Source organism: Rhodococcus sp. IEGM 1406 (assembly GCF_030056745.1).
In the GTDB taxonomy this organism is placed as follows: Bacteria; Actinomycetota; Actinomycetes; order Mycobacteriales; family Mycobacteriaceae; genus Rhodococcus_F; species Rhodococcus_F erythropolis.
The window spans coordinates 185,621-204,765 of the sequence record NZ_JASHKO010000007.1 but is presented as its reverse complement, the minus strand read 5'-3'; the positions used below and the strand labels follow the sequence as shown (position 1 = coordinate 204,765).

The 19,145-nt window shown below is 63.4% G+C and carries 17 protein-coding genes and 2 tRNA genes; 12 read left to right on the top strand and 7 right to left on the bottom strand.

The window, feature by feature from the left end; genetic code table 11:
• The first annotated feature begins 3 nt into the window (after nt 1-3).
• The 5 genes from QM596_RS27640 to QM596_RS27620 all read left to right on the top strand — a co-directional run bounded on the left by QM596_RS27640 (nt 4) and on the right by QM596_RS27620 (nt 4,838).
• Nucleotides 4-77, top strand: a tRNA-Ile gene (locus QM596_RS27640).
• A 176-nt stretch (nt 78-253) separates the two neighbouring features.
• Nucleotides 254-326: transfer RNA gene (locus QM596_RS27635), tRNA-Ala, on the top strand.
• A gap of 270 nt (nt 327-596) precedes the next feature.
• Nucleotides 597-1,706, top strand: coding sequence for a baeRF11 domain-containing protein (locus QM596_RS27630; protein WP_003942559.1), 1,110 nt, complete (start codon nt 597-599; stop codon nt 1,704-1,706).
• Between the two features lie 62 nt (nt 1,707-1,768).
• Entirely contained in the window at nt 1,769-3,433 is a 1,665-nt protein-coding gene (locus QM596_RS27625) for an alpha/beta hydrolase (protein ID WP_020967982.1), read from the top strand.
• 127 nt (nt 3,434-3,560) lie between these two features.
• On the top strand, nt 3,561-4,838 hold the full coding sequence (locus tag QM596_RS27620) for a lipase family protein (protein ID WP_279164435.1): 1,278 nt from the start codon (nt 3,561-3,563) through the stop codon (nt 4,836-4,838).
• Nucleotides 4,839-4,895: 57 nt separating this feature from the next.
• On the opposite strand, the gene QM596_RS27615 is transcribed toward QM596_RS27620, so the two are convergent.
• Nucleotides 4,896-5,348 carry a hypothetical protein gene (locus QM596_RS27615; protein WP_019746221.1) on the bottom strand — a complete coding sequence of 151 codons (453 nt, stop codon included), beginning with the start codon at nt 5,346-5,348 and terminating at the stop codon, nt 4,896-4,898.
• A gap of 90 nt (nt 5,349-5,438) precedes the next feature.
• Between QM596_RS27615 and QM596_RS27610 the strand changes: the two genes are divergently transcribed.
• Entirely contained in the window at nt 5,439-5,966 is a 528-nt protein-coding gene (locus tag QM596_RS27610) for a peptidylprolyl isomerase (protein ID WP_007729190.1), read from the top strand.
• A 17-nt stretch (nt 5,967-5,983) separates the two neighbouring features.
• Nucleotides 5,984-6,928, top strand: coding sequence for a rhomboid family intramembrane serine protease (locus QM596_RS27605; RefSeq protein WP_042453365.1), 945 nt, complete (start codon nt 5,984-5,986; stop codon nt 6,926-6,928).
• Nucleotides 6,929-6,934: 6 nt separating this feature from the next.
• On the opposite strand, the gene QM596_RS27600 is transcribed toward QM596_RS27605, so the two are convergent.
• Nucleotides 6,935-7,462 carry a lipoprotein LpqH gene (locus QM596_RS27600; RefSeq protein ID WP_283310397.1) on the bottom strand — a complete coding sequence of 176 codons (528 nt, stop codon included), beginning with the start codon at nt 7,460-7,462 and terminating at the stop codon, nt 6,935-6,937.
• Nucleotides 7,463-7,766: 304 nt separating this feature from the next.
• On the opposite strand from QM596_RS27600, the gene QM596_RS27595 reads away from it, so the two are divergent.
• Entirely contained in the window at nt 7,767-9,110 is a 1,344-nt protein-coding gene (locus tag QM596_RS27595; protein WP_003942551.1) for an MFS transporter, read from the top strand.
• Here QM596_RS27595 and QM596_RS27590 read toward each other — a convergent pair.
• On the bottom strand, nt 9,101-10,966 hold the full coding sequence (locus QM596_RS27590; protein WP_283310396.1) for a helix-turn-helix domain-containing protein: 1,866 nt from the start codon (nt 10,964-10,966) through the stop codon (nt 9,101-9,103). The two genes, QM596_RS27595 and QM596_RS27590, sit on opposite strands and share 10 nt — an antisense overlap.
• 126 nt (nt 10,967-11,092) lie before the next feature.
• Between QM596_RS27590 and QM596_RS27585 the strand changes: the two genes are divergently transcribed.
• Nucleotides 11,093-12,460 (top strand): FAD-binding oxidoreductase, encoded by a 1,368-nt coding sequence (locus QM596_RS27585; protein WP_283310395.1) that lies wholly within the window; start codon nt 11,093-11,095, stop codon nt 12,458-12,460.
• Between the two features lie 122 nt (nt 12,461-12,582).
• Nucleotides 12,583-13,431, top strand: coding sequence for a TauD/TfdA family dioxygenase (locus QM596_RS27580; protein ID WP_283310394.1), 849 nt, complete (start codon nt 12,583-12,585; stop codon nt 13,429-13,431).
• Nucleotides 13,432-13,437: 6 nt separating this feature from the next.
• Here QM596_RS27580 and QM596_RS27575 read toward each other — a convergent pair whose 3' ends face one another.
• Both QM596_RS27575 and crgA read right to left on the bottom strand, forming a co-directional pair.
• Nucleotides 13,438-13,929 carry a PH domain-containing protein gene (locus QM596_RS27575; protein ID WP_020905623.1) on the bottom strand — a complete coding sequence of 164 codons (492 nt, stop codon included), beginning with the start codon at nt 13,927-13,929 and terminating at the stop codon, nt 13,438-13,440.
• Nucleotides 13,930-14,036: 107 nt separating this feature from the next.
• Complete coding sequence (gene crgA / locus QM596_RS27570; protein ID WP_019746229.1) at nt 14,037-14,300, bottom strand: cell division protein CrgA; 264 nt, start codon at nt 14,298-14,300, stop codon at nt 14,037-14,039.
• Nucleotides 14,301-14,402: 102 nt separating this feature from the next.
• On the opposite strand from crgA, the gene QM596_RS27565 reads away from it, so the two are divergent.
• A complete protein-coding gene (locus QM596_RS27565) occupies nt 14,403-15,116 on the top strand; it encodes a DUF881 domain-containing protein (RefSeq protein ID WP_020905624.1) in 714 nt (237 codons plus the stop codon).
• A 22-nt stretch (nt 15,117-15,138) separates the two neighbouring features.
• On the top strand, nt 15,139-15,804 hold the full coding sequence (locus QM596_RS27560; protein ID WP_003942537.1) for an aminodeoxychorismate/anthranilate synthase component II: 666 nt from the start codon (nt 15,139-15,141) through the stop codon (nt 15,802-15,804).
• 57 nt (nt 15,805-15,861) lie between these two features.
• Here the strand turns inward: QM596_RS27560 and pknB are convergent, their stop codons facing one another.
• Entirely contained in the window at nt 15,862-17,787 is a 1,926-nt protein-coding gene (pknB, locus tag QM596_RS27555; protein ID WP_019746231.1) for a Stk1 family PASTA domain-containing Ser/Thr kinase, read from the bottom strand.
• Entirely contained in the window at nt 17,784-19,142 is a 1,359-nt protein-coding gene (locus QM596_RS27550; RefSeq protein ID WP_019746232.1) for a protein kinase domain-containing protein, read from the bottom strand. Before QM596_RS27550 ends, pknB begins: the two co-directional genes overlap by 4 nt.
• Nucleotides 19,143-19,145 lie beyond the last annotated feature (3 nt).

Here is a 19,145-nt window from a genome sequence, read left to right as displayed (position 1 = left end):
CAGGGGCCTATAGCTCAGGTGGTTAGAGCGCTTTACTGATAATGAAGAGGTCGGAGGTTCAAGTCCTCCTAGGCCCACTCCCATGTGCCGAAGAAGGGTTGCTGGAATGAAGGTTTTCCTGCTTGTCGGGGCCGGAATTCTGGTAGCTCTCGGGGTCACCAAGCTGATCAAAAGTCAGCGCGGAGACAAGGTTTGGCACGATTTGGAAACAGGATAGAACCTAGGTACTCTGACTCCGGTCAGAAAACCGAACGGGGCCTTAGCTCAGTTGGTAGAGCGCTGCCTTTGCAAGGCAGATGTCAGGAGTTCGAATCTCCTAGGCTCCACAGTAAGAAAACACCCTCCCGGGATCCGGGAGGGTGTTTTTGTATGCCGATGTGCCGATGTCCGGCCAGCCGGTGCCCGACTCGTGGCCCTCCCCTTTTGAGCGAACGGCACTTTCGGCGCACTGAAGGCGATGAACATGCCGTTCGCTCGGAGTGGGGTGGCCAGAACAGCGCCCACTATGGACCGTTCGTCCCGAATTCTCCGGAAAGTCTAGTGGTCATAACCAGCCGGGCGTAGCGTGAGGAGAACCCAATTTCAGGAGGTTCGTAGTGCTTCACAACGACATTCCCAGCCACGGTGAAATTGCCGCACTCGCGGAGGTGGAAGGGCCCACCTGCATCACCATCGTGACTCCGACTGAAGATGCGCCGCAGGATCATGACAAAGCGCGCATCGCCTTCAAGGACCAGGTCCGCTCGGCGCTCGCATCGGTGGAGGATCCGGCCGAGCGCAAGCTGTTCGAGGCCGAATACGCAGAGCTCGACGACGACGACGATTTCTGGCGCTTCCAGTCGCGCTCATTGGTCACGTACGCGACGCCGGAGCGTCTGGTGACCTTCCGCCTCCCCAACCGTCTGCAGGCGCTCGAAACGGTCAGCGATCGGTTTCATCTCAAGCCACTGCTCCGTTCGGTGACCTTCCCCCAGACGGCGTTTGTTCTCGCTCTCGCCGAAGGTTCGGTGCGATTGATCGAGATCGCCGCCGACCAACCGGCCGACGAGGTTCGTGTTCAGGGAATGCCGAAGAACGCTGCGGATCACGCGGGTAAGTCCTCGATCAACAGCCGAACGGAAGCCGGTCGGCTCTCGGGTTCGGACAGCCGAAAGCTGCGCGTCAATCAGTACGCCCGCGCAGTCGATCACGAGGTCCGTGGTGTCCTCGCCGGCCGCGACGTCCCCTTGATCCTGGCCGCTGCGGAACCCATCGCGTCGGTGTATCGCTCCGTGAATTCGTACCGTCACCTGGTCGACAAAACCGTCGAGGGAAATCCGGAAGCCTTGTCGACGCAGGAGGTGGCGGACGGATCGCGACCGGCGCTCGACGATTTCCACGCCGAGCAGTTGGCGGCGGTGCGGGACACCTTCAATGTGCGCACGGAACAAGGTCGCACTCAAACCGACGTCGCCGACGTGGCAACGGCCGCGACGTACGGACAGGTCGACACCGTTTTCATCGACATCGATTCCGTTGTACCCGGAAGTCTCGATCCCCAGACGGGCGCTCTCACGACCGGTGAGTCGACCAACGGAAGTACATACGGGGTCGTCGACGAGATCGCTCGTCGTGCGCTCCTGACGGGTGCTCGGGTCCTCGCTGTTCGCGCCGAGGACATTCCGGGCGGCGGCGCAGTTGCCGCGATTTTGCGCTTCGCCCCGTAAACAGACTGGACGCGTGTGCGCTTCGTGACCTGATTCGGGCACGGGGCGCATACGATTCCGGCATGAAACGTGTGTGGGAACGGCTGCGCCTCTACTGCAAGACGCTGCACCCGGTCGGGCTTGCCTTTGCTCTGGTCTTCTTCACCTGGTCGATGAGTCCTTCCCTGTTGCCGCGCGCGTGGTACTTGCAGGGCGTTGCGACGGGCATCTCGCTCGCGATGGGATACGGCGTCGGCGTGACGGTTGCCTGGATGATCCGCAAGTGCGGCGTCGAACCGCAGTGGTCGGATCGCACCAAGAAGATCGGCTGGCGAGTCTTGTTGGCCGCGGCCGTCATTCTGGTTCCGACGTTCTTGGTCCTCGGTTCGTGGTGGCAGCAGATCGTTCGCGATCTTGTCGAAGCTCCTCGCACCAATCAGGCGAATTACCTTCTGGTGCTGCTGATTTCGCTCGGAATCTGGTTCATCCTGCTCGAGGCAGGCCGTGGTCTTCGTTTCACCACCAACAAGCTCACCGCCGTCGCACTTCGGTTCGTTCCCCTCGAAGCGGCGAAGGTCGGCAGCTTGATCGTCATCTTCGCCCTCGGCATCTTCATTGTGAACGGTGCGCTGTACAACGGGTTGATTGCCTTCGCGAACTGGAGTTTCTCCGGTGCGGATCACGAAACACCGGACGGCATCGAACAACCCTTGATCGCTGAGCGCAGTGGTTCACCGATGTCCGCGGAGGCCTGGGATTCGCTCGGCCAGGAGGGGCGCACCTTCATGGGCAGCGGTCCCACCGCGGCCGAGATCACTGCATTGACCGGACGTGAAGCGAAGCAACCGATCCGGGTGTACGCCGGACGCGAATCCTCGGACTCGATCAACGGTGTCGCACAGCGGGTCGTCGACGAGTTGGAGCGCACCGGCGGATTCGACCGCGGAACCCTCGCGGTTGTCACGACCACCGGCCGCGGTTGGGTGAACGAGGACGTCGCGTCGGCGTTCGAGTACGTCGAGGGCGGGGACACGGCGATCGCGTCGATGCAGTACTCGTTCCTTCCGAGTCCGTTGGCCTTCATCGCCGACCGTGAGACGCCGATGATTGCCGGTCGCGCACTCTTCAACGCGGTGTACGCCAAGTGGATCGACCTGCCCGTGGAGACGCGGCCCGAGCTGGTTGTCTTCGGTGAGAGCCTCGGCTCCTACGGTGGCCAGGCCGCATTTGCCGGCGCTCAGGACATGATGACGCGCGTCGACGGCGCACTGTGGGTCGGAACCCCCAACTTCACTGCTCAGTGGCAGGAAATCACGGACAGCCGCGACTCGGGCTCACCGGAGATCCTGCCGGTGATCGACGGTGGCCAGGCAATTCGGTTTGCCGGTGATCCGGAAGATCTGGAGCTGAAGTCCGACTGGGACGACGATCGCATCGTGTACTGGCAGCACGCCAGCGACCCGATCACATGGTGGTCCTTCGACCTGCTGCTCAACAAGCCGGATTGGCTCAAGGAACCGCTGGGTCGCGACGTGGATCCGGGAATGACGTGGGTACCTCTCGTGACCTTCTGGCAGGTAACCCTCGACATGGTCTTCTCGGCTGACGTCCCGTCCGGGCACGGTCACAATTACGGCGAGGATGCAGCGGACATGTGGGCCAAGATCCTGCACCCCGAGGCGTGGACCTCGGCTGATACCGACAAGCTTCGTTCGCTGCTGACCTCCAATCTGGAGCCCACGAAGTAGTCGTAAAGGGTTGTAAGTCAGCCTGTTAAGGCGAAAACCTCACGAAAAAGTGTTACGTGAGGTATGTGTTACTCTGCGTTCGCTGTGTGCCAAGCCACAGCGCAAGCGAGCGTGGGGAGATCGAAACGTGAAGAGCAGAGCATGGTGGGCGGCCGGGGTTTCCGTCGCGGCACTGGTCATGGGTGCTGTGACGGCCCCTGCCGCAATGGCGGAGCCGGCGGATTTCTACACGCCGCCGTCGGAGCTTCCGGCAGGTGCCAACGGAGATCTCATCAAGAGTGAGCCGTCACCACTGCTGCTGAGCGTGCCCGGATCGAACGGTGCGTGGCCGGCAACCGCCACCAAGATCATGTACCGAAGCGAGGACGCCAAGGGTGCTCCCGTTGCCGTGACGGGGACCTACCTCGAACCGTCGAACCCGTGGACCGGGCAGGGGGCGCGTCCACTGGTTGCCGCAGCGGTAGGAACGCATGGGCAGGGCGATCAATGCGCTCCGTCCAAACTGTTCAACACCGGTATCGAGTACCAGTTCCCGACGGACGTCATGGTCGGCTACGAGTCCATCTGGGTGAACACGTTGCTGCTCAACGGCATCGCCGTCGTAGTCACCGATTACGAAGGCCTCGGAACTCCTGGCGATCACACCTACGTCAACCGCGAAGCCGAAGCGCACGCGGTTCTGGACTCGGTGCGTGCCGCTCAGCAGCTCCCGAACACGGGCATTCTCGCCGACGGCCCCGTCGGACTGTGGGGTTACTCGCAAGGTGGTGGAGCTGCCGCTGCCGCAACGGAATTGAAGCCGTCGTATGCTCCCGAGCTTGATCTCAAGGGCACGTACGCAGGTGCACCGCCCGCCGATCTGGCGGCGACGCTGCAGCAGGTCGACGGCACGTTCCTCACCGGAGTGATCGGCTACGCGCTCAACGGGATCCTTGCGCAGTACCCCGAGGTTCAGCCGCTGCTCGACGCCGAGATCAACGATCGCGGCCGACAGATGTTGGCCGCCACCAAGAACCAGTGCGTCGCCGAAAGTGGATTGCAGTTCGGCTTCCAGCAGTCGTCGAGCTTCACCAATTCCGGTGAATCACTCTCCGCAGTTCTGGCGCGTCTACCCATGGCGCAGGCGATCCTCGACGAGCAGAAGATCGGCAAGCTGACGCCGGAGTCGCCCGTACTCATTCAGCATGGCCGCTCCGATGACATCGTTCCGTTCGGCCAGGGACAGCAACTGGCCCGTGACTGGTGCGGCAAGGGCGCGACGGTGCAGTTCTCCGTCAACGAACTGCCCCCGATCATTCCGGGCATGGCAATCAATCATGCGACGCCGTACCTGGTGGGTACACCCGAATCCGTCGGGTACATGATCGATCGCTTCAACAACGTCCCGGCACCGTCCAACTGCTGAACGTGAACATCGAAAAGCCCCGGAACACAATCTGTTCCGGGGCTTTTCGTGTGTCGACTAAGCGGTCTTCTCGGCCGAGTTCTCTTCGAGCCGAGGGGGTGCGGAAGCGACCGGCGGATGCTCGCGTCGGCGGCTCTTGAAGAACACCGCGCCACCGATCACCGCGACACCGGCGATGACGAACACGGCGACGCGCTTGCGGCCACGAGGCTTCTCGGTGCGTTCCGCGGACTTCGTGGGGATAGCCTTTGCGCGCTCGACGCCCTTCTTGGCGAGGACTTTGCCCTGGCGACCCAGGAACAACCCGACCTGCCCGGCGCCGCGAGCGACCGACGTCGCGACCACCGCGGCGATGCGGCGAGCGTTGTCGGCTGCCTCGGACTCCTTGATACGAGCCGCTGTCTCTTCGAGGTAGGCGGCAGTCTCGTCGAAGGTGTCCTCGACGCGGGCGCGCGCGTGATCGAAGGTGTCGGGCAACTGCGTGCTGAGGGACTCGGTCACTCGTGTCATGACTTCACTGTGCCATAACAGTGAGGCGGGGACAGGGAGAGTTTTACGGGGCGGCATCCGCGAGAACGCCGGCAATGGCACGATGGTGGTGTGACTTCAACTCATCAGACCGCAACCGCAACGCTGCACACGAACCGCGGCGACATCAAGATCGCTCTGTTCGGCAACCATGCGCCGAAGACCGTCGAGAACTTCGTCGGCCTCGCCGACGGCTCGAAGGAGTACACCACCGCAAACGCCGCCGGCACCAAGACCGGCCCGTTCTACGACGGTGCCATCTTCCACCGCGTCATCGACGGCTTCATGATCCAGGGTGGCGACCCCACCGGAACCGGCACCGGCGGCCCGGGCTACAAGTTCGGTGACGAGTTCCACCCGGAACTGCAGTTCGACCGCTCCTACCTGCTGGCCATGGCCAACGCAGGCCCGGGAACCAACGGCTCGCAGTTCTTCATCACCACCGGCCCGACGCCGCACCTGAACCGTCGCCACACCATCTTCGGTGAGGTTCTCGACGACGATTCCAAGAAGGTTGTCGACGCTATCTCCTCCACCGCCGTCGATCGTGGCGATCGTCCGGTCGAGCCCGTCGTGATCAACAGCATCACCATCTCCTGAACAGGTAAAACAAGCAGATGACGAACCCCGGTTGGGGCGGCGGTGCGAGTGAGGGCATCCCGCCCCAACCGCGGTGCGTCCGCCATCCAGATCGACCCACCGCACTTTCCTGCAATCGTTGTGGACGTCCGGCGTGCCCGGACTGCCTCCGCGAGGCGGCGGTGGGATACCAATGTGTTGACTGTGTAGCTGCCGGCCAACGCGATGTCCGCCCCGTTCGGGGCGTCGCCGGAAACACCGTGAGCCCCACCCGCGCGGTCCCGGTCGTGACGTACACCTTGATGGGGCTCAACGTCCTGGCGTTCCTCGCCACCTTCGCGCAGTCGCGAAGCATCATGAACAATCAGGTCGGTTCGTCGATCTTCGCGAACTGGGCACTCAATCCAGGTCTGGTCGCCAGCGGTGACTGGTTCCGGCTCATTGGCTCCGGGTTCCTGCACTTCGGCATCTTGCACCTCGCGGTCAACATGTACGCCCTCTACATCCTGGGGCGTGACACCGAAATCGTGATGGGCCGCTCCCGGTACATCGGCATCTATCTGGTTTCGCTCCTCGGCGGATCTGCCTCCGTGATGGCGTTCCAGCCGGTGTTCTCCTCGCTCACGGCCCTGTCCTGGACCGCTGGAGCGTCGGGTGCAATCTTCGGCATCATGGGCGCACAGGCCGTCCTTCTACTGCGTTTGCGTCGAAGCCCGGTCCCGATCATCTCGGTGATCGCGATCAATGTGATCATCAGCATTTCGCTGCCCGGGATCTCGTTCTGGGGTCACGCGGGAGGTCTGGTGGCAGGTGCCGCAACGGCCGCTGCATTCCTGTACGCCCCACAGTGGTTGGGCGCCGGTGAGAACCGCGTGAAAGCAGTGCGGATCGGCTGGATCGCTTTTGGTGCCGTCACTGTGGTGACAATCGGAGTCATCGTGCTCCGCGTCGTCCAACTGCGCGAACAGCTGGGAATCAGTTAGCAAGAATCAGCCGCCGATCATGGACTCGCAGGCGAACGTGATCTCGAAGCTCGACGTCTCCATCGGGTTGCCCTTGTCCCGGGCGCCGATTCCCTCGCCCGTCACCACGAAGGTATTGCCGTCCTGCTTGGCACTGGCAGATCCGCCAGGCAGACCCGGCGCGAATCCGGCGGTGTACGGCAGACCGTTCGATCCACCCTCGCTTCCGGCGATTCCAGCAGTCTGAACCGTGCCGGATTCATCGATGATGGCTGAGACGGTCAACATGCCGTAGGTGGCATTTTCCGCGTCGAGCAGTGTCATAACTGTCGTGCCGCCGTCCTTTGCGCACTTCGTCTCGAATTTGGCGTCGAGCGTCTTCCCGCCGACGATGGCCGAGGAAGTAGCGGACGAGGCGCCGGCAGCACTCTTGTCGGAGTCGGTCTTGTCGGAGTCGCTGCCGCAGGCGGAGGCGAATAGAGCGACCGCCGCGATGGTGGCAGCGACTGCGGTGGAGGACCGGCGGGTCATCGTGGTCCGAACCATCTTCGTCATGTTCTGTCCTTCAAGTCACGCGGTGCGTCCGCACTTGCTCTGGCTATTTCGCCGATAACACTAGCCAGTGACTCGGTGCTCGTAGCGCTAAACCCCCAGCTCAGGCGGGTTTGTCGCCTTCGACTGTTCAGGGACGTTCGTCAGACTGGTGCGGGTCATTCGCCGGATCGTCGGGAGTAAACGCACATGCAGGGACGGCTTCTGTAGAGATTGTCCACATAGGTTGGGCTCGGTGGTGCTTCTACTGTGGCTTGAGTCACTTCGTAGATAGCAACGCTGACCTTTTCCGAGGAGTACCCCTGCCATGACCTCCACCGATAGCACCACCACTGATGGTGGGGTTGCACCGAGCGAGATCGAATCTCGCGTGGTGAAGAAGGTAGCGCGCCGGCTGATTCCCTTCCTGATCCTGCTCTATTTCGTGAACTATCTGGATCGTACGAACATCGCCTTCGCGAAGCTCACCATGAGCGCCGACCTCGGGATGACCGAGACGATGTTCGGCCTTGCCTCCGGTCTCTTCTTCGTCGGCTATCTGTTGTTCGAGGTGCCGAGCAACCTGGCCCTGCACCGCTTCGGCGCCCGGCTGTGGATCGCGCGCATCATGCTCACCTGGGGCATCCTCGCCGCTGCGCTGGCATTCGTGCCCAACGTGGGAAGCCTCTATTTCCTCCGCATTCTGCTGGGAATCGCCGAGGCAGGCTTTTTCCCCGGAGTTCTTCTCTACCTGACCTTCTGGTTCCCGAAGAAGTACCGCGTACGCCTGATGGGCTTGTTCCTGCTGACACTTCCGCTCTCGTCGGCGCTCGGTGCCCCGCTCTCGGCTGCCATCATCCAGTACGGCGACGGCCTGTTCGGGTTGGCCGGATGGCGCGTGATGTACCTGATCGAGGGTCTGCCCGCCGTGATCTTGGCGTTTGTCGTCTGGTTCTACCTCACCGACCGTCCCGCCGACGCGAAGTGGTTGACCCTCGAGGAGCGCACCTGGCTGATGAAGTCCATGGCCGACGAGGAGAAAGAACTCGGCGACGCCGGTCACCAGTCCGCCGGCAAGACCCTGCGCGATCCCCGCGTCATCGGTTTTGGTCTGGTCTACTTCGGAATCACGTACGGCCTTTACGCTTTGAGCTTCTTCCTGCCCAGCATCGTCGCAGGATTCAAGCAGACGTTCAACACCGATTTCTCGCTCGTCGAGACCGGCCTGATCGTGGCCGTCCCCTACGCGATCGGCGCTGTCGCGATGGTGCTGTGGAGCCGCCATTCCGACAAGACCGGTGAACGAATGTGGCACGTTGCTGCCCCGACGCTCCTGGGTGCGGTATCCATTCCGATTGCGCTGTATCTGGATTCGCCGTTCACCGTCATGATCGCGGTCTCGCTCACCGCTGTCGGTGTCCTCTGTGCGCTCCCCGTCTTCTGGTACCTGCCCACCACGTTCCTGACGGGTGCCAGCGCGGCCGCGGGTATCGCCATGATCAACTCGATCGGCAATGCGTCGGGCTTCGGTGCTCCGTACATCACCGGCTGGCTCACCGATGTGACCGGAAATGCCAAGGCAGGCCTGTGGGTGGTGGGCGCCGTGATGCTCTGTGCCGCAATTCTTGTGGTGGCACTGGCCAAGCGATCGAGCAAGCCCGCTCAGATCTGACCGAGTTTCCCCGCACTGGCACGCAGCCGGATCAGGAGCGCGAGATCGAGCGCCTGGTCCGGCTGACGCCACTGCGTACCGATCAATCGGTCGATCGATTCGAGGCGTTGATACAGAGTGTTGGCGTGAATCGCGAGCGCGGCGGCGGTCGCAGAATGTTTGCAATTGTGCGACAGGTACGACGCCAGGGTGTCCAAGAGCGGAACGCCGCGTCGTTGCTCCTCCTCGAGGAGAGGGCCGAGGGACCGCTGCGTCAGCGATTCGAGTTCTTCGCGGCCGGTGCGGCTGAGGAGAATTCGGTAGATGCCGAGGGAACTTGCCGGTTCCACGTGGGAAGCCCGACCGAGAGTCTCGAGGACGTCGACGGTGTGCTGTGCCTCGACATAGGCTCGCGCCAGACCTTCCGCTCCCACCGCGGGATCGGCGATTCCCACTGTCGGGTTCTCCGCCGGCTGCACCCACGCCGCCGCAACCTCTGCCGGTGACATTCCCGGAATCAAAGCGATGACCCGTGAACCATGTTCGGCAACAACAGTTCCCGAGGGAAATGCAATTTCCTCGATACTGCGACGCGTACGGTCTACGGCGTCGGCCGGGCGGGCCACCACGACGGTGTACGAGCGGTCGGGGTTGAGTCCGGCCAGGCGGAACTGACCGGTGACTTCGGCCGGCGTCGGCGCTGGCCTGGTGATCAGATCGACCAGAAATGCGTCGCGTGCTCGGCGAGTGGCTTCCCTGGCCGCCCGTTCGCCTACCAGGGCAAGCGCAATGGCCGGGGCTGACCTTTCGAGTGCCAACCTCATGGCGGCGGTGGGTTCATGACGCGAGAGTAGGAACAGAACTCCGAGTTGGTCACCGGCACTGCGTACTTCGGTGGCGAACAGGAACTGCTCACCGACGATGAGCGTCACCTCCTGCTCGCGTCGGTCAGCGGCAAAGATGTCGAAGACCCGATGCACGCTCTCGCTTACCCGTTGCAGTCCCGGTGGGATCTCCGACGTTCCGGTCACGAAAAACACCGGTGAACCCGTCGACGCGGAGGTTTCTTCCACGAGTTCGCGAACACCGCCGCCGCGCAGGACAACTTGTGTGAGCGATCGGTCCCAGGTCAGGGTCTGTTCGAGAAGTGCTGTGCGCTCGGCAAGTTCGGTGTTCGCTGCATTCACTTCTGCAACCGTCGCGCGATAGCGTTCGAGAGAGCGGGCATTCTCGATGGCTACCGAGGCATGAGCTGCGAGGGCGGACAGCAACGCAACTTCCTCGTTGCCGAATCGACGCTCCTGACGCTTGCACGCGCAGAGGGCACCCAGGATCTTGCCGTTCAAAGTCAGCGGAACGGCCAACAGGCCGCGCATGTTCTCGGCTCGTGCTGCGTCGTCGGCGGGCCCGATGTGTGCAAACGAGGGATCGTTGCGGTAATCGGGAGACCAAGCAGGAGAGGAGTTCTCGACCACGCGACCGATGAGGCCTTCTCGGAACGGAACCGTCAGGCCGAGCAGTTGCGACGTATACGCCCCGCTCGTGACTTCGATGATCAAGATGTCGTCGTGAATGAGAGCAAGGTACGAAAGGTCTACGCCGAGTAGCCGTTTGGCCTGATCCACGATCTCCTGCAGAAGGGCGTGATGATCGTGCATCGTGGTCAGCAGCGACGCGATGTCGTTGAGTGCGCCCAGCTCGGTGGCGCGTTGTCGGCGCTGAGCCAGGAGACTACGCAGTTGGAGTGCGGATCGGGCTTCTCGCTCGATCTCGGCTGCGACCTCGGGGCCTGACCCGGCGGCCAACTGATCGCGGTGTTCGATCAGTTCCTCGGTGGATGCCTCGGCCAGGAGAAGCTGTAGCCAGTTCTCGTGCATCGGCACTCCCTTGTCAGGCCAAATTGTCAGGCCAACGATGAGTATGGAGAGAATGTCCATACGGTTTCCGGTTTCTCGGAGTAAATCTACATGGGGTGGTGTAGCCGCCGTCACTATCGTGGAGGCATGACACTCCTCGAGGCGCTCGGCTCGCAGATCGATGCGGATCGACTGATCACCGACCCCGACATCATGGCGAGCTACATCCACGACGACGCCGAGTGGGCTCCCTACGAGATGCCCGTCGCCGTGGTCCGCCCGCGTACAGCCGAGCAGGTACAGACAGTTGTGCAGGCGTGCATCGCCCACGGTGCGCCCGTCGTCACGCGCGGCGCAGGCACCGGTCTGTCGGGTGGAGCCAACGCAGTCGCCGGCGGCGTCGTGATCGCCTTCGACGCGATGGACGCCATCAAGGAGATCAACACCCTCGAGCGTTTGGCCGTGGTCGAACCCGGAGTGGTCAACGATCACCTCCGCGACGCGTGCGCCGAGCACGGCCTCTGGTATCCGCCCGATCCGGCGAGCGCACCCTGGTCGACGATCGGCGGCAACGTCGCGACCAATGCCGGGGGCCTGTGTTGCGTCAAGTACGGCGTCACCAAGGACTACGTGCTGGGCATGCAGGTGGTTACCGGAACCGGTGAGCTGGTTCGGCTCGGGCGTCGAACTGCCAAGGGAGTGGCTGGGTTTGATCTCTCCGCGCTCATGGTCGGCTCCGAAGGCACTCTCGGGGTGATCACCGAGGTGACCGTCAAGCTACGTCCTCAGCGCGATCCCGAGCGCACCATCGTCGGATACTTCGACTCCATCGTTGCTGCGGGCAAGGCCGTCGAGGCCGTCGCCGCAGACGGGCTCACGCCGTCTGCCCTCGAGCTGATCGATCGACAGTGTCTGCTTGCCGTCGACGCCTGGAAGAACATGGGCCTCTCGGCCGACGCCGAGGTGGTCCTGCTCGGCCGCATCGACACACCTGGTGGGATCGGCGACGCCGAAGCCGAGCGAATGTTGGCCTGTTTCAACCGTTCCGGGGCAACCTGGAGCGCCAGATCCACCGACCAGGAGGAAGCCGACGCCCTGTTCTCCGCCCGGCGTCTGGCGTACCCCGCCCTCGAGCGGCTCGGCCCGGTGCTCACCGAGGACATCTGTGTCCCCAAGGCAGCGGTCCCGGAGATGCTGGCACGGATCGAGGCCATCTCGGCCCGGCACGACACGCACATCGCGAACATCGCGCACGCGGGTGACGGCAACCTGCATCCGCTGCTGATCACGCCACACGACGACGAAGCGGCGCGGAGGCGTGCTCAGGCGGCTTTTGCCGAGATCATCGACAACGCCCTCGAGTTGGGCGGAACCGTCACCGGTGAACACGGCGTCGGCCTACTGAAGATGGGTGGCCTGGCACAGGAACTGTCACCGGCCGTCGTCGCGATGCATCATGCAATCAAGGGCGCACTCGACCCTCACGGAATCATGAACCCGGGCAAGGTGATTTGAAAGGCTGGGTGATCTTAAGGCTGGCTCCGTAACCGAATCGGTTTCCGGGGTTACGCCGTCGAAATGACGAGTTCCTACGCTCGAGTTGAACCGTTTGGCGAACTCGACGTATGGAGTGATGAATGTTCTCTTCCGATTTGACGCTGGCAAGTGTTGTTCCGCGGCGCGTGGACACGTTCGAGGCCGTCCGGGCGGCAATCGCTCTGGACGGCGCCGCGGTCTTCGGTGGGCTGCACACCGAGGAAGATGCCATTGCTTTCGCGTCGAAGTTGCTCGGTGAGAAGTGCATTCGCGTCGGCCGCCAGTTCGAGGCGAGCGCCAGAAGTCAGGATGCCGAAGCCGCTGTCGTCGACACCCAACCGGTGGACGAACGCGGGCGCAAGCGCTCGTTCGGTATCTCCGGCGAGCGGATGACTGCCCACAACGACGGTTTTGCTTTCGGCGATTACGCTCCCGATTACCTGTTTCTGTGGTGCAAGCGCCCGGCGTACCCGAGTGGCGGCGACTCGTTTCTCATCGACGCGGTCAAACTGACGCGATTGCTCGCCTTCGATCCCGCAACAGCGGAGCTGGCCGAATTCTGTTGGAGCACAGACATCGACCATTCGGAACCGAACTTCCCGCAGAACACATTTGCGCCGATCGGCCGGACGGTGCCGAGTGGACGCAACCAGGTTCGCTATCACCCGTACCTCGCGCCGATCGCCGGTGAATCGGAAGAAGCGCAGTGGCCGCTGGTGAAGCAGTGGAGTGAGGCCGTGATTCACGTGCGCGACAGCGGGCCGATGTTCCGTGCCGAAGCCGGCGAGATGATCTGCATCGACAACTACCGGGTGCTTCACGGCCGCGACGGGTACACCGACCCCGGCCGCGAGCTGTACTCGATCTGGGGATGGTCGAGCGACGCCGTCGCGGTGCCGCAGCAGGCACTCGACATCGTGCAGCCGGACCTCGCGGCACTGGCCATGTAACCCGGCTTACTTCTCGGGCGGTACCAAACCGTGGACGGTAAGCACGTCCAGGACGTCCTCCGGCGTCGTACCGAGATCCCAGCGTCCGAAGATCAACAGCTTCTCCGTGTCGGTGGGCCGGTCGACGATGTCGATCTCGAGCATCGGCACGCGTCGACCCAGACGCGGGTAGCGGACGAGACGCACGCGGTCGATCTGTTCGCGGGTGAACGTGTGGCGGGCGCGCAATCGCTGCACCGCGATCGACTTGGTTCCTGCGTTGTCGATCACCGCCAGGCGGGGGCGCTGACGCAGGGCGAGGCCGCCCATCACGAACAGCCCGATCACCGCGAGGGCGAGCAGGAAGCGTCCGGCAGGCTCCGTGGGCGCGATTATCGAGGCGATCGCGAGGGCAATTCCGCCGCCGAACATCGCGTAGACAACACCCATCGGAGTGGCCCACGAGACGACCTCGGTGGCGTTGTCACGAGGCTGTGGATGAAATTCATCCTCGAGCATGTGGATAACTTCCTAGGTTGTCCACAGGAGTTATCCACAATGGGGATGAATGACACCCATGTAATTGAGAGACGGTCACGATTCGAGCCGAATCAGATAATCGCTGGTCAGCGCCATCTCATGGTCATCACAAGGCCCACAACCATGAAGCCGAAGCCGACGAGGAAGTTATAGTTTCCCAAGTCGTTCATCCACGTGATCGAATCCGCGGCCAAGTAGTACACAATCAACCACGCCAGGCCGAGAAGCATGAATCCGAGCATCACGGAGACGTACAGCGTGCTCGACGGACCCATCTTCACCTTCACCGGAGTGCGGTTTGCTGGGTTGACTGTGTAGTCGTTCTTCTTACGGACCTTCGACTTGGGCATGGCGTCCTCGCTCTACGGTGTGACCTGCATGTGTTACCTACACGCTAACGTAGCTGTGTCCAGTTGGTCACCGGCCGACCTGCACAATCCGGGAGGAGCCACGTGTCTTCGGGTGAATCTTCACGAACCGTCTGGCACATCGGTGTACTTGCCGTCTGCCTGGTAGCCGGTCTGATGGTTGCCACGGCGCAAAGATCCGCCGAGGAAAACCAGCTTCAGGTCACCGAAAGCACCAGGCTCTCCGATCTGGTCCGCAGTGCACAGGCCAATGCCGAAAAAGTTTCGGCCGACCGGGACGAACTTGCCGCTCAGCTCGATTCGTTGCAGGAAGACGCCGCTCGGTCCGACGCCGGCGTGGCCGCCGCTCTCGGTGACATCAAGAACATCTCCGCCGACGCGGGACTGACGGAGATGACCGGCCCCGGCGTCGTGGTCACCATGACGGACGCCCCGCGCAACGCCGAAGGCAAGTATCCGGTCGACGCCACCCCGGACGACCTCGTCGTGCATCAGCAGGACGTCCAGAGCGTGCTGAACGCACTGTGGGCCGGCGGGGCCGAAGCGGTGGGCATGCAGGACCAACGGATCATCAGTACGTCGGCGCCGCGGTGCATCGGAAACACCCTCCTTCTTCACGGCCGTACCTACAGCCCGCCGTACGTGATGAGCGCGATCGGCGATGTTGCGCGCCTCGAGGCGGCACTCGCTGCCGAACCGGGCATTCGGATCTACAAGCAGTACGCGACCCGCTTCGGCCTCGGGTACACGCAGGCGACGCCGTCGCAGATCACGGTCCCCGCCTATACCGGCGGATAGCACGGGCGTTTACCCTGCTCTCATGAGGATTCTCGTCGTCGACAACTACGACAGCTTTGTGTTCAACCTGGTGCAGTACCTCGGCCAGCTCGGAACCGAAGCCGTGGTCTGGCGCAACGACGATCCACAACTGACGGCAGACCTCGAGGGTGCAGTAGCGCAGTTCGACGGCATTCTCCTGAGCCCTGGCCCCGGAACTCCGCAGCGCGCGGGAGCGACGATGGATCTGGTGAAGGTCTGCGCCGACACCAAGACCCCGCTGCTCGGCGTCTGCCTCGGACATCAGGCGATCGGTGCGGCTTTCGGCGGAACCGTCGACCGCGCGCCCGAACTGCTTCACGGCAAGACGAGCTTGGTTCATCATAAGGACGTCGGCGTCCTGGCCGGGCTGCCCGATCCGTTCACCGCTACCCGCTACCACTCGCTGACGGTTCTCGAGGACACCATTCCCGAGGAACTCGAGGTGACCGCACACACCGAGAGCGGCGTCGTGATGGCGATGCGTCACCGCGAACTGCCGATTCACGGCGTCCAGTTCCACCCCGAGTCCGTTCTCACCCAGGGTGGGCACCGGATGCTCGCGAACTGGCTCGCAGTCTGCGGTGAGGCGCCCCCGGAAGGGCTCGTCGCAGCCCTCGAGGCCGAGGTCGCGTCGGCGCTCGGTGGCGCATTGCCCGCAATTCTCTGACACCTGTCCACAAAAAAGTGCCTCCCGGAAATCTCCGGGAGGCACTTTTTCACTTTGCTAGCGGCCGGGGATTCCGAGCGCTCCGACGCTGACGGTGATGACCGCGTCCTTGGAGATCTCCGAGCCCGGAGGCTGCGTCTGCGAGACGATCTTGCCCACCATTTCCGGGGTGAGCGTCGTGCTCTGGTTCTGCACCAGCTGCGAAGCAGTTCCCGCCCAACCGGCTGCGCGAAGCGTGGTCAACGCCTCGGACACCGTTTTGTTGGTGAGATCAGGCATCGCGACCTGGTTGCCGTTGGACACTCGCAGCGTCACGGTCGAACCCTTGGTGGCCGACGTGCCGCCGGTCGGGTCGGTCGAAACGACCTGTCCCTTCGGCAGTCCCGAATCGATCTCGGTGATCTGGACGACGAACCCGGCACCTTCGATGTTGGGCCTCGCCACCTCTTCACGCTGACCGGTCACATCCGGGACACGAACCTGCTCCGGACCGGTGCCGACGGTGATCGAGACCGCGGAATCGAGAACAACCGACACTCCGACGGCCGGGTCCTGATTGACGATCTTGTCGACCTCGGCAATGGTCGATGCGGCCTTGCCGATGGTCGGATCAAGTCGGAGTCCGACGGAGTTGAGCTTCTTCTCGGCGTCGTCCTGGCTCAGGCCGGTCAGGCGTGGGATCGCGACCTGCTCGGGGCCGGTGGACACGTCGATGGTGACGGTGCTGCCCTTCTCGATGCGCACCCCGGCAACCGGACGCGTCGTGATGACGTTTCCCGCAGCGATGACCTTGTCCGTCTTCTGCTGACGCTCCACCTGGAATCCGGCGTTGGTCAGCGTCGCCTCGGCGACGTCGGCGGGCTGGTTGGTCAGGTCACCCGGAACGGTCACCATCTCGACCTTCGGCGAGTTCACCCGAATGAGGAAGAACGTCACCAGACCGATCACCAGAAGCGCCGCGATGCCCATCAGGGCGTAGCGTCCGCCCTTCTTCTTGGCAGGCGGCTCGGCGGCGCGAGTTGTCCTCGCAGGAACCGGCTCGACCGGATCGGGAGCAGTGCGGTAGTTCCCGGTGTCGGAGCCGACGGCGCCGAGGATGGTGGTGCGGTCCTCGTCGTTCATCACCATCGGCGCACTCGGACGCTGACCGCCCAGAACGCGTACCAAGTCGCTGCGCATGTCGCCGGCGCTCTGGTAGCGGTTGGCCGGGTTCTTGCTCATCGCCTTGAGAATGATCGAATCCAGCTCGCGCGGAATGTCGGGATTGATCTCCGACGGCGTCTGCGGATCCTCACGAACATGCTGGTACGCCACGGCGACCGGTGAATCACCCTTGAACGGCGGCTCGCCCGTCAGAATCTCGAACAGCACACAACCGAGCGAGTAGACGTCCGAACGTGCGTCCACCTGCTCACCTCGCGCCTGCTCCGGCGAAAGGTACTGAGCGGTGCCGATCACGGCGGCCGTCTGCGTCATCGGGCTCGACGCGTCGGAAATGGCACGGGCGATACCGAAGTCCATCACCTTCACGGCGCCGGCACGGTTGATCATGATGTTGGCGGGCTTGACGTCGCGGTGCACGATGCCGTTGCGGTGGCTGAAGTCCAAAGCGGCACAGACGTCCGCGATCACTTCCATCGCCTTGCGCGGAGTCATCGGCCCGGTGCTGCGCACGATGTCACGCAACGTGTCGCCGTCGACGTACTCCATGACGATGTACGGCAGCGGCCCGGCGTCGGTCTCGGCTTCACCGGTGTCGTAGACGGCCACGATCGCCGGATGGTTCAGCGCGGCAGCGTTCTGCGCCTCACGACGGAACCGCAAGTAGAACGTGGGATCGCGCGCGAGGTCTGCACGCAGCACCTTGATCGCGACGTCGCGGCTGAGTCGGAGGTCGCGCGCCAGGTGAACCTCGGACATTCCGCCGAAGCCGAGAATCTCACCCAGCTCGTAGCGGGAGGAGAGATTGCGGGGTGTCGTCATTGGTCTTGTCCTAGCGGTTCTTCAGCGTCTCCGGGATCCGCCAACGGCTCAGTGGTCGTTGTGGTCGTCGTTGTCGTCGTGGTGGTGGTTGTGGTCGTCGGAGTTGTTGTTGTCGTGGTCGGCGTTGTCGTGGTGGTTGTCGGCTCGGTCGTGGTTGTCGTCGGCCGAGTTGTGGTGGTTGTCGGCTCGGTGGTCGTCGTCGTCGGCCGAGTCGTCGTCGTGGTGGGCTTGGTCGTCGTGGTGGTCGGCAACGTCGTGGACGTGACGACGGGCGGCGTCGGGTCGCTCGGACCGTCGGTCGCGATCCAGACTCCGCCGATGATCAACGCCAACAAGATCAATCCGCCGCCGGCCCATGCCACGGCCTTCTGCCCACTGGTCATTCCGCCGGCTGCCGCGTCGTCCGCAACAGCTGCGCCCGTCACCGGGCCCGCGTACGTCGGCGGCATGACCTGCGTGGCACCCGTAGCCGGCAACGCGCTCGCGGCACCGGTGGCGAGCAGACCGGGCGGCGGTGGACGCCTCCCCGCCCGAACGGCTGCAACGGCGTCGGCGAACTCACCGCCACTGGCGTAGCGGCCGGCCGGATCCTTGGTCAACGTGATGTCGATGAGCTCGCGGATGTTCGGCGGCAGGTCGGCCGGCATCGGCGCCGGAGTTTCCTGCACGTGCTTCATCGCGACGGTCAGCGCGCCGTCACCGGTGAACGGGCGTCGACCCGAAAGTGCTTCGTATCCGACGATTCCCAGCGAGTACACGTCACTCGCCGCGGTCGCGTCCTGACCGAGAGCCTGCTCGGGCGCGATGTACTGGGCAGTGCCCATCACCATTCCCGTGCGCGTGACAGGTGAGTTCTCGACGGCCTTGGCGATGCCGAAGTCCGTGATCTTCACCTGGCCCGTCGGCGTGATGAGGATGTTGCCCGGCTTCACGTCGCGGTGCACGACACCGGCGTCGTGTGCGACCTGCAGGGCGCGGCCGGTCTGCTCGAGCATGTCGAGGGCATGCGGAACCGCCAGGCGGCCGACGCGTGCCAGGACGGCGTTGAGCGGCTCACCGTTGACAAGTTCCATCACCAGGTACGCCGTGGAATCGCCCGAGCTGTCACGGGTCTCGCCGTAGTCGTAGATTCCGGCGATACCTGGATGGTTGAGCTGTGCGGTGGTGCGGGCCTCGAAGCGGAAGCGCTCCAAGAACTCCGGATCGGAAGAGAACTCGGACTTGAGTACCTTGACGGCGACGCGACGGTTGAGCCGTGAGTCGGTGGCTTCCCACACCTGACCCATCCCACCGGTGGCGATGAGACGGATCAATCGGTAACGATCGGCGATCAAAGCGCCGTTGTTCAACGCCACGGT

Excerpts from the sequence above, each read along its gene's own strand:
- QM596_RS27625 (WP_020967982.1), top strand. The coding sequence starts at position 1,769 with ATGAAACGTGTGTGGGAACGGCTGCGCCTCTACTGCAAGACGCTGCAC.
- QM596_RS27615 (WP_019746221.1), bottom strand. The coding sequence starts at position 5,348 with ATGACACGAGTGACCGAGTCCCTCAGCACGCAGTTGCCCGACACCTTC.
- QM596_RS27605 (WP_042453365.1), top strand. The coding sequence starts at position 5,984 with ATGACGAACCCCGGTTGGGGCGGCGGTGCGAGTGAGGGCATCCCGCCC.
- QM596_RS27600 (WP_283310397.1), bottom strand. The coding sequence starts at position 7,462 with ATGACGAAGATGGTTCGGACCACGATGACCCGCCGGTCCTCCACCGCA.
- QM596_RS27595 (WP_003942551.1), top strand. The coding sequence starts at position 7,767 with ATGACCTCCACCGATAGCACCACCACTGATGGTGGGGTTGCACCGAGC.
- QM596_RS27590 (WP_283310396.1), bottom strand. The coding sequence starts at position 10,966 with ATGCACGAGAACTGGCTACAGCTTCTCCTGGCCGAGGCATCCACCGAG.
- QM596_RS27585 (WP_283310395.1), top strand. The coding sequence starts at position 11,093 with ATGACACTCCTCGAGGCGCTCGGCTCGCAGATCGATGCGGATCGACTG.
- QM596_RS27580 (WP_283310394.1), top strand. The coding sequence starts at position 12,583 with ATGTTCTCTTCCGATTTGACGCTGGCAAGTGTTGTTCCGCGGCGCGTG.
- QM596_RS27575 (WP_020905623.1), bottom strand. The coding sequence starts at position 13,929 with ATGCTCGAGGATGAATTTCATCCACAGCCTCGTGACAACGCCACCGAG.
- crgA (WP_019746229.1), bottom strand. The coding sequence starts at position 14,300 with ATGCCCAAGTCGAAGGTCCGTAAGAAGAACGACTACACAGTCAACCCA.
- QM596_RS27560 (WP_003942537.1), top strand. The coding sequence starts at position 15,139 with ATGAGGATTCTCGTCGTCGACAACTACGACAGCTTTGTGTTCAACCTG.
- pknB (WP_019746231.1), bottom strand. The coding sequence starts at position 17,787 with ATGACGACACCCCGCAATCTCTCCTCCCGCTACGAGCTGGGTGAGATT.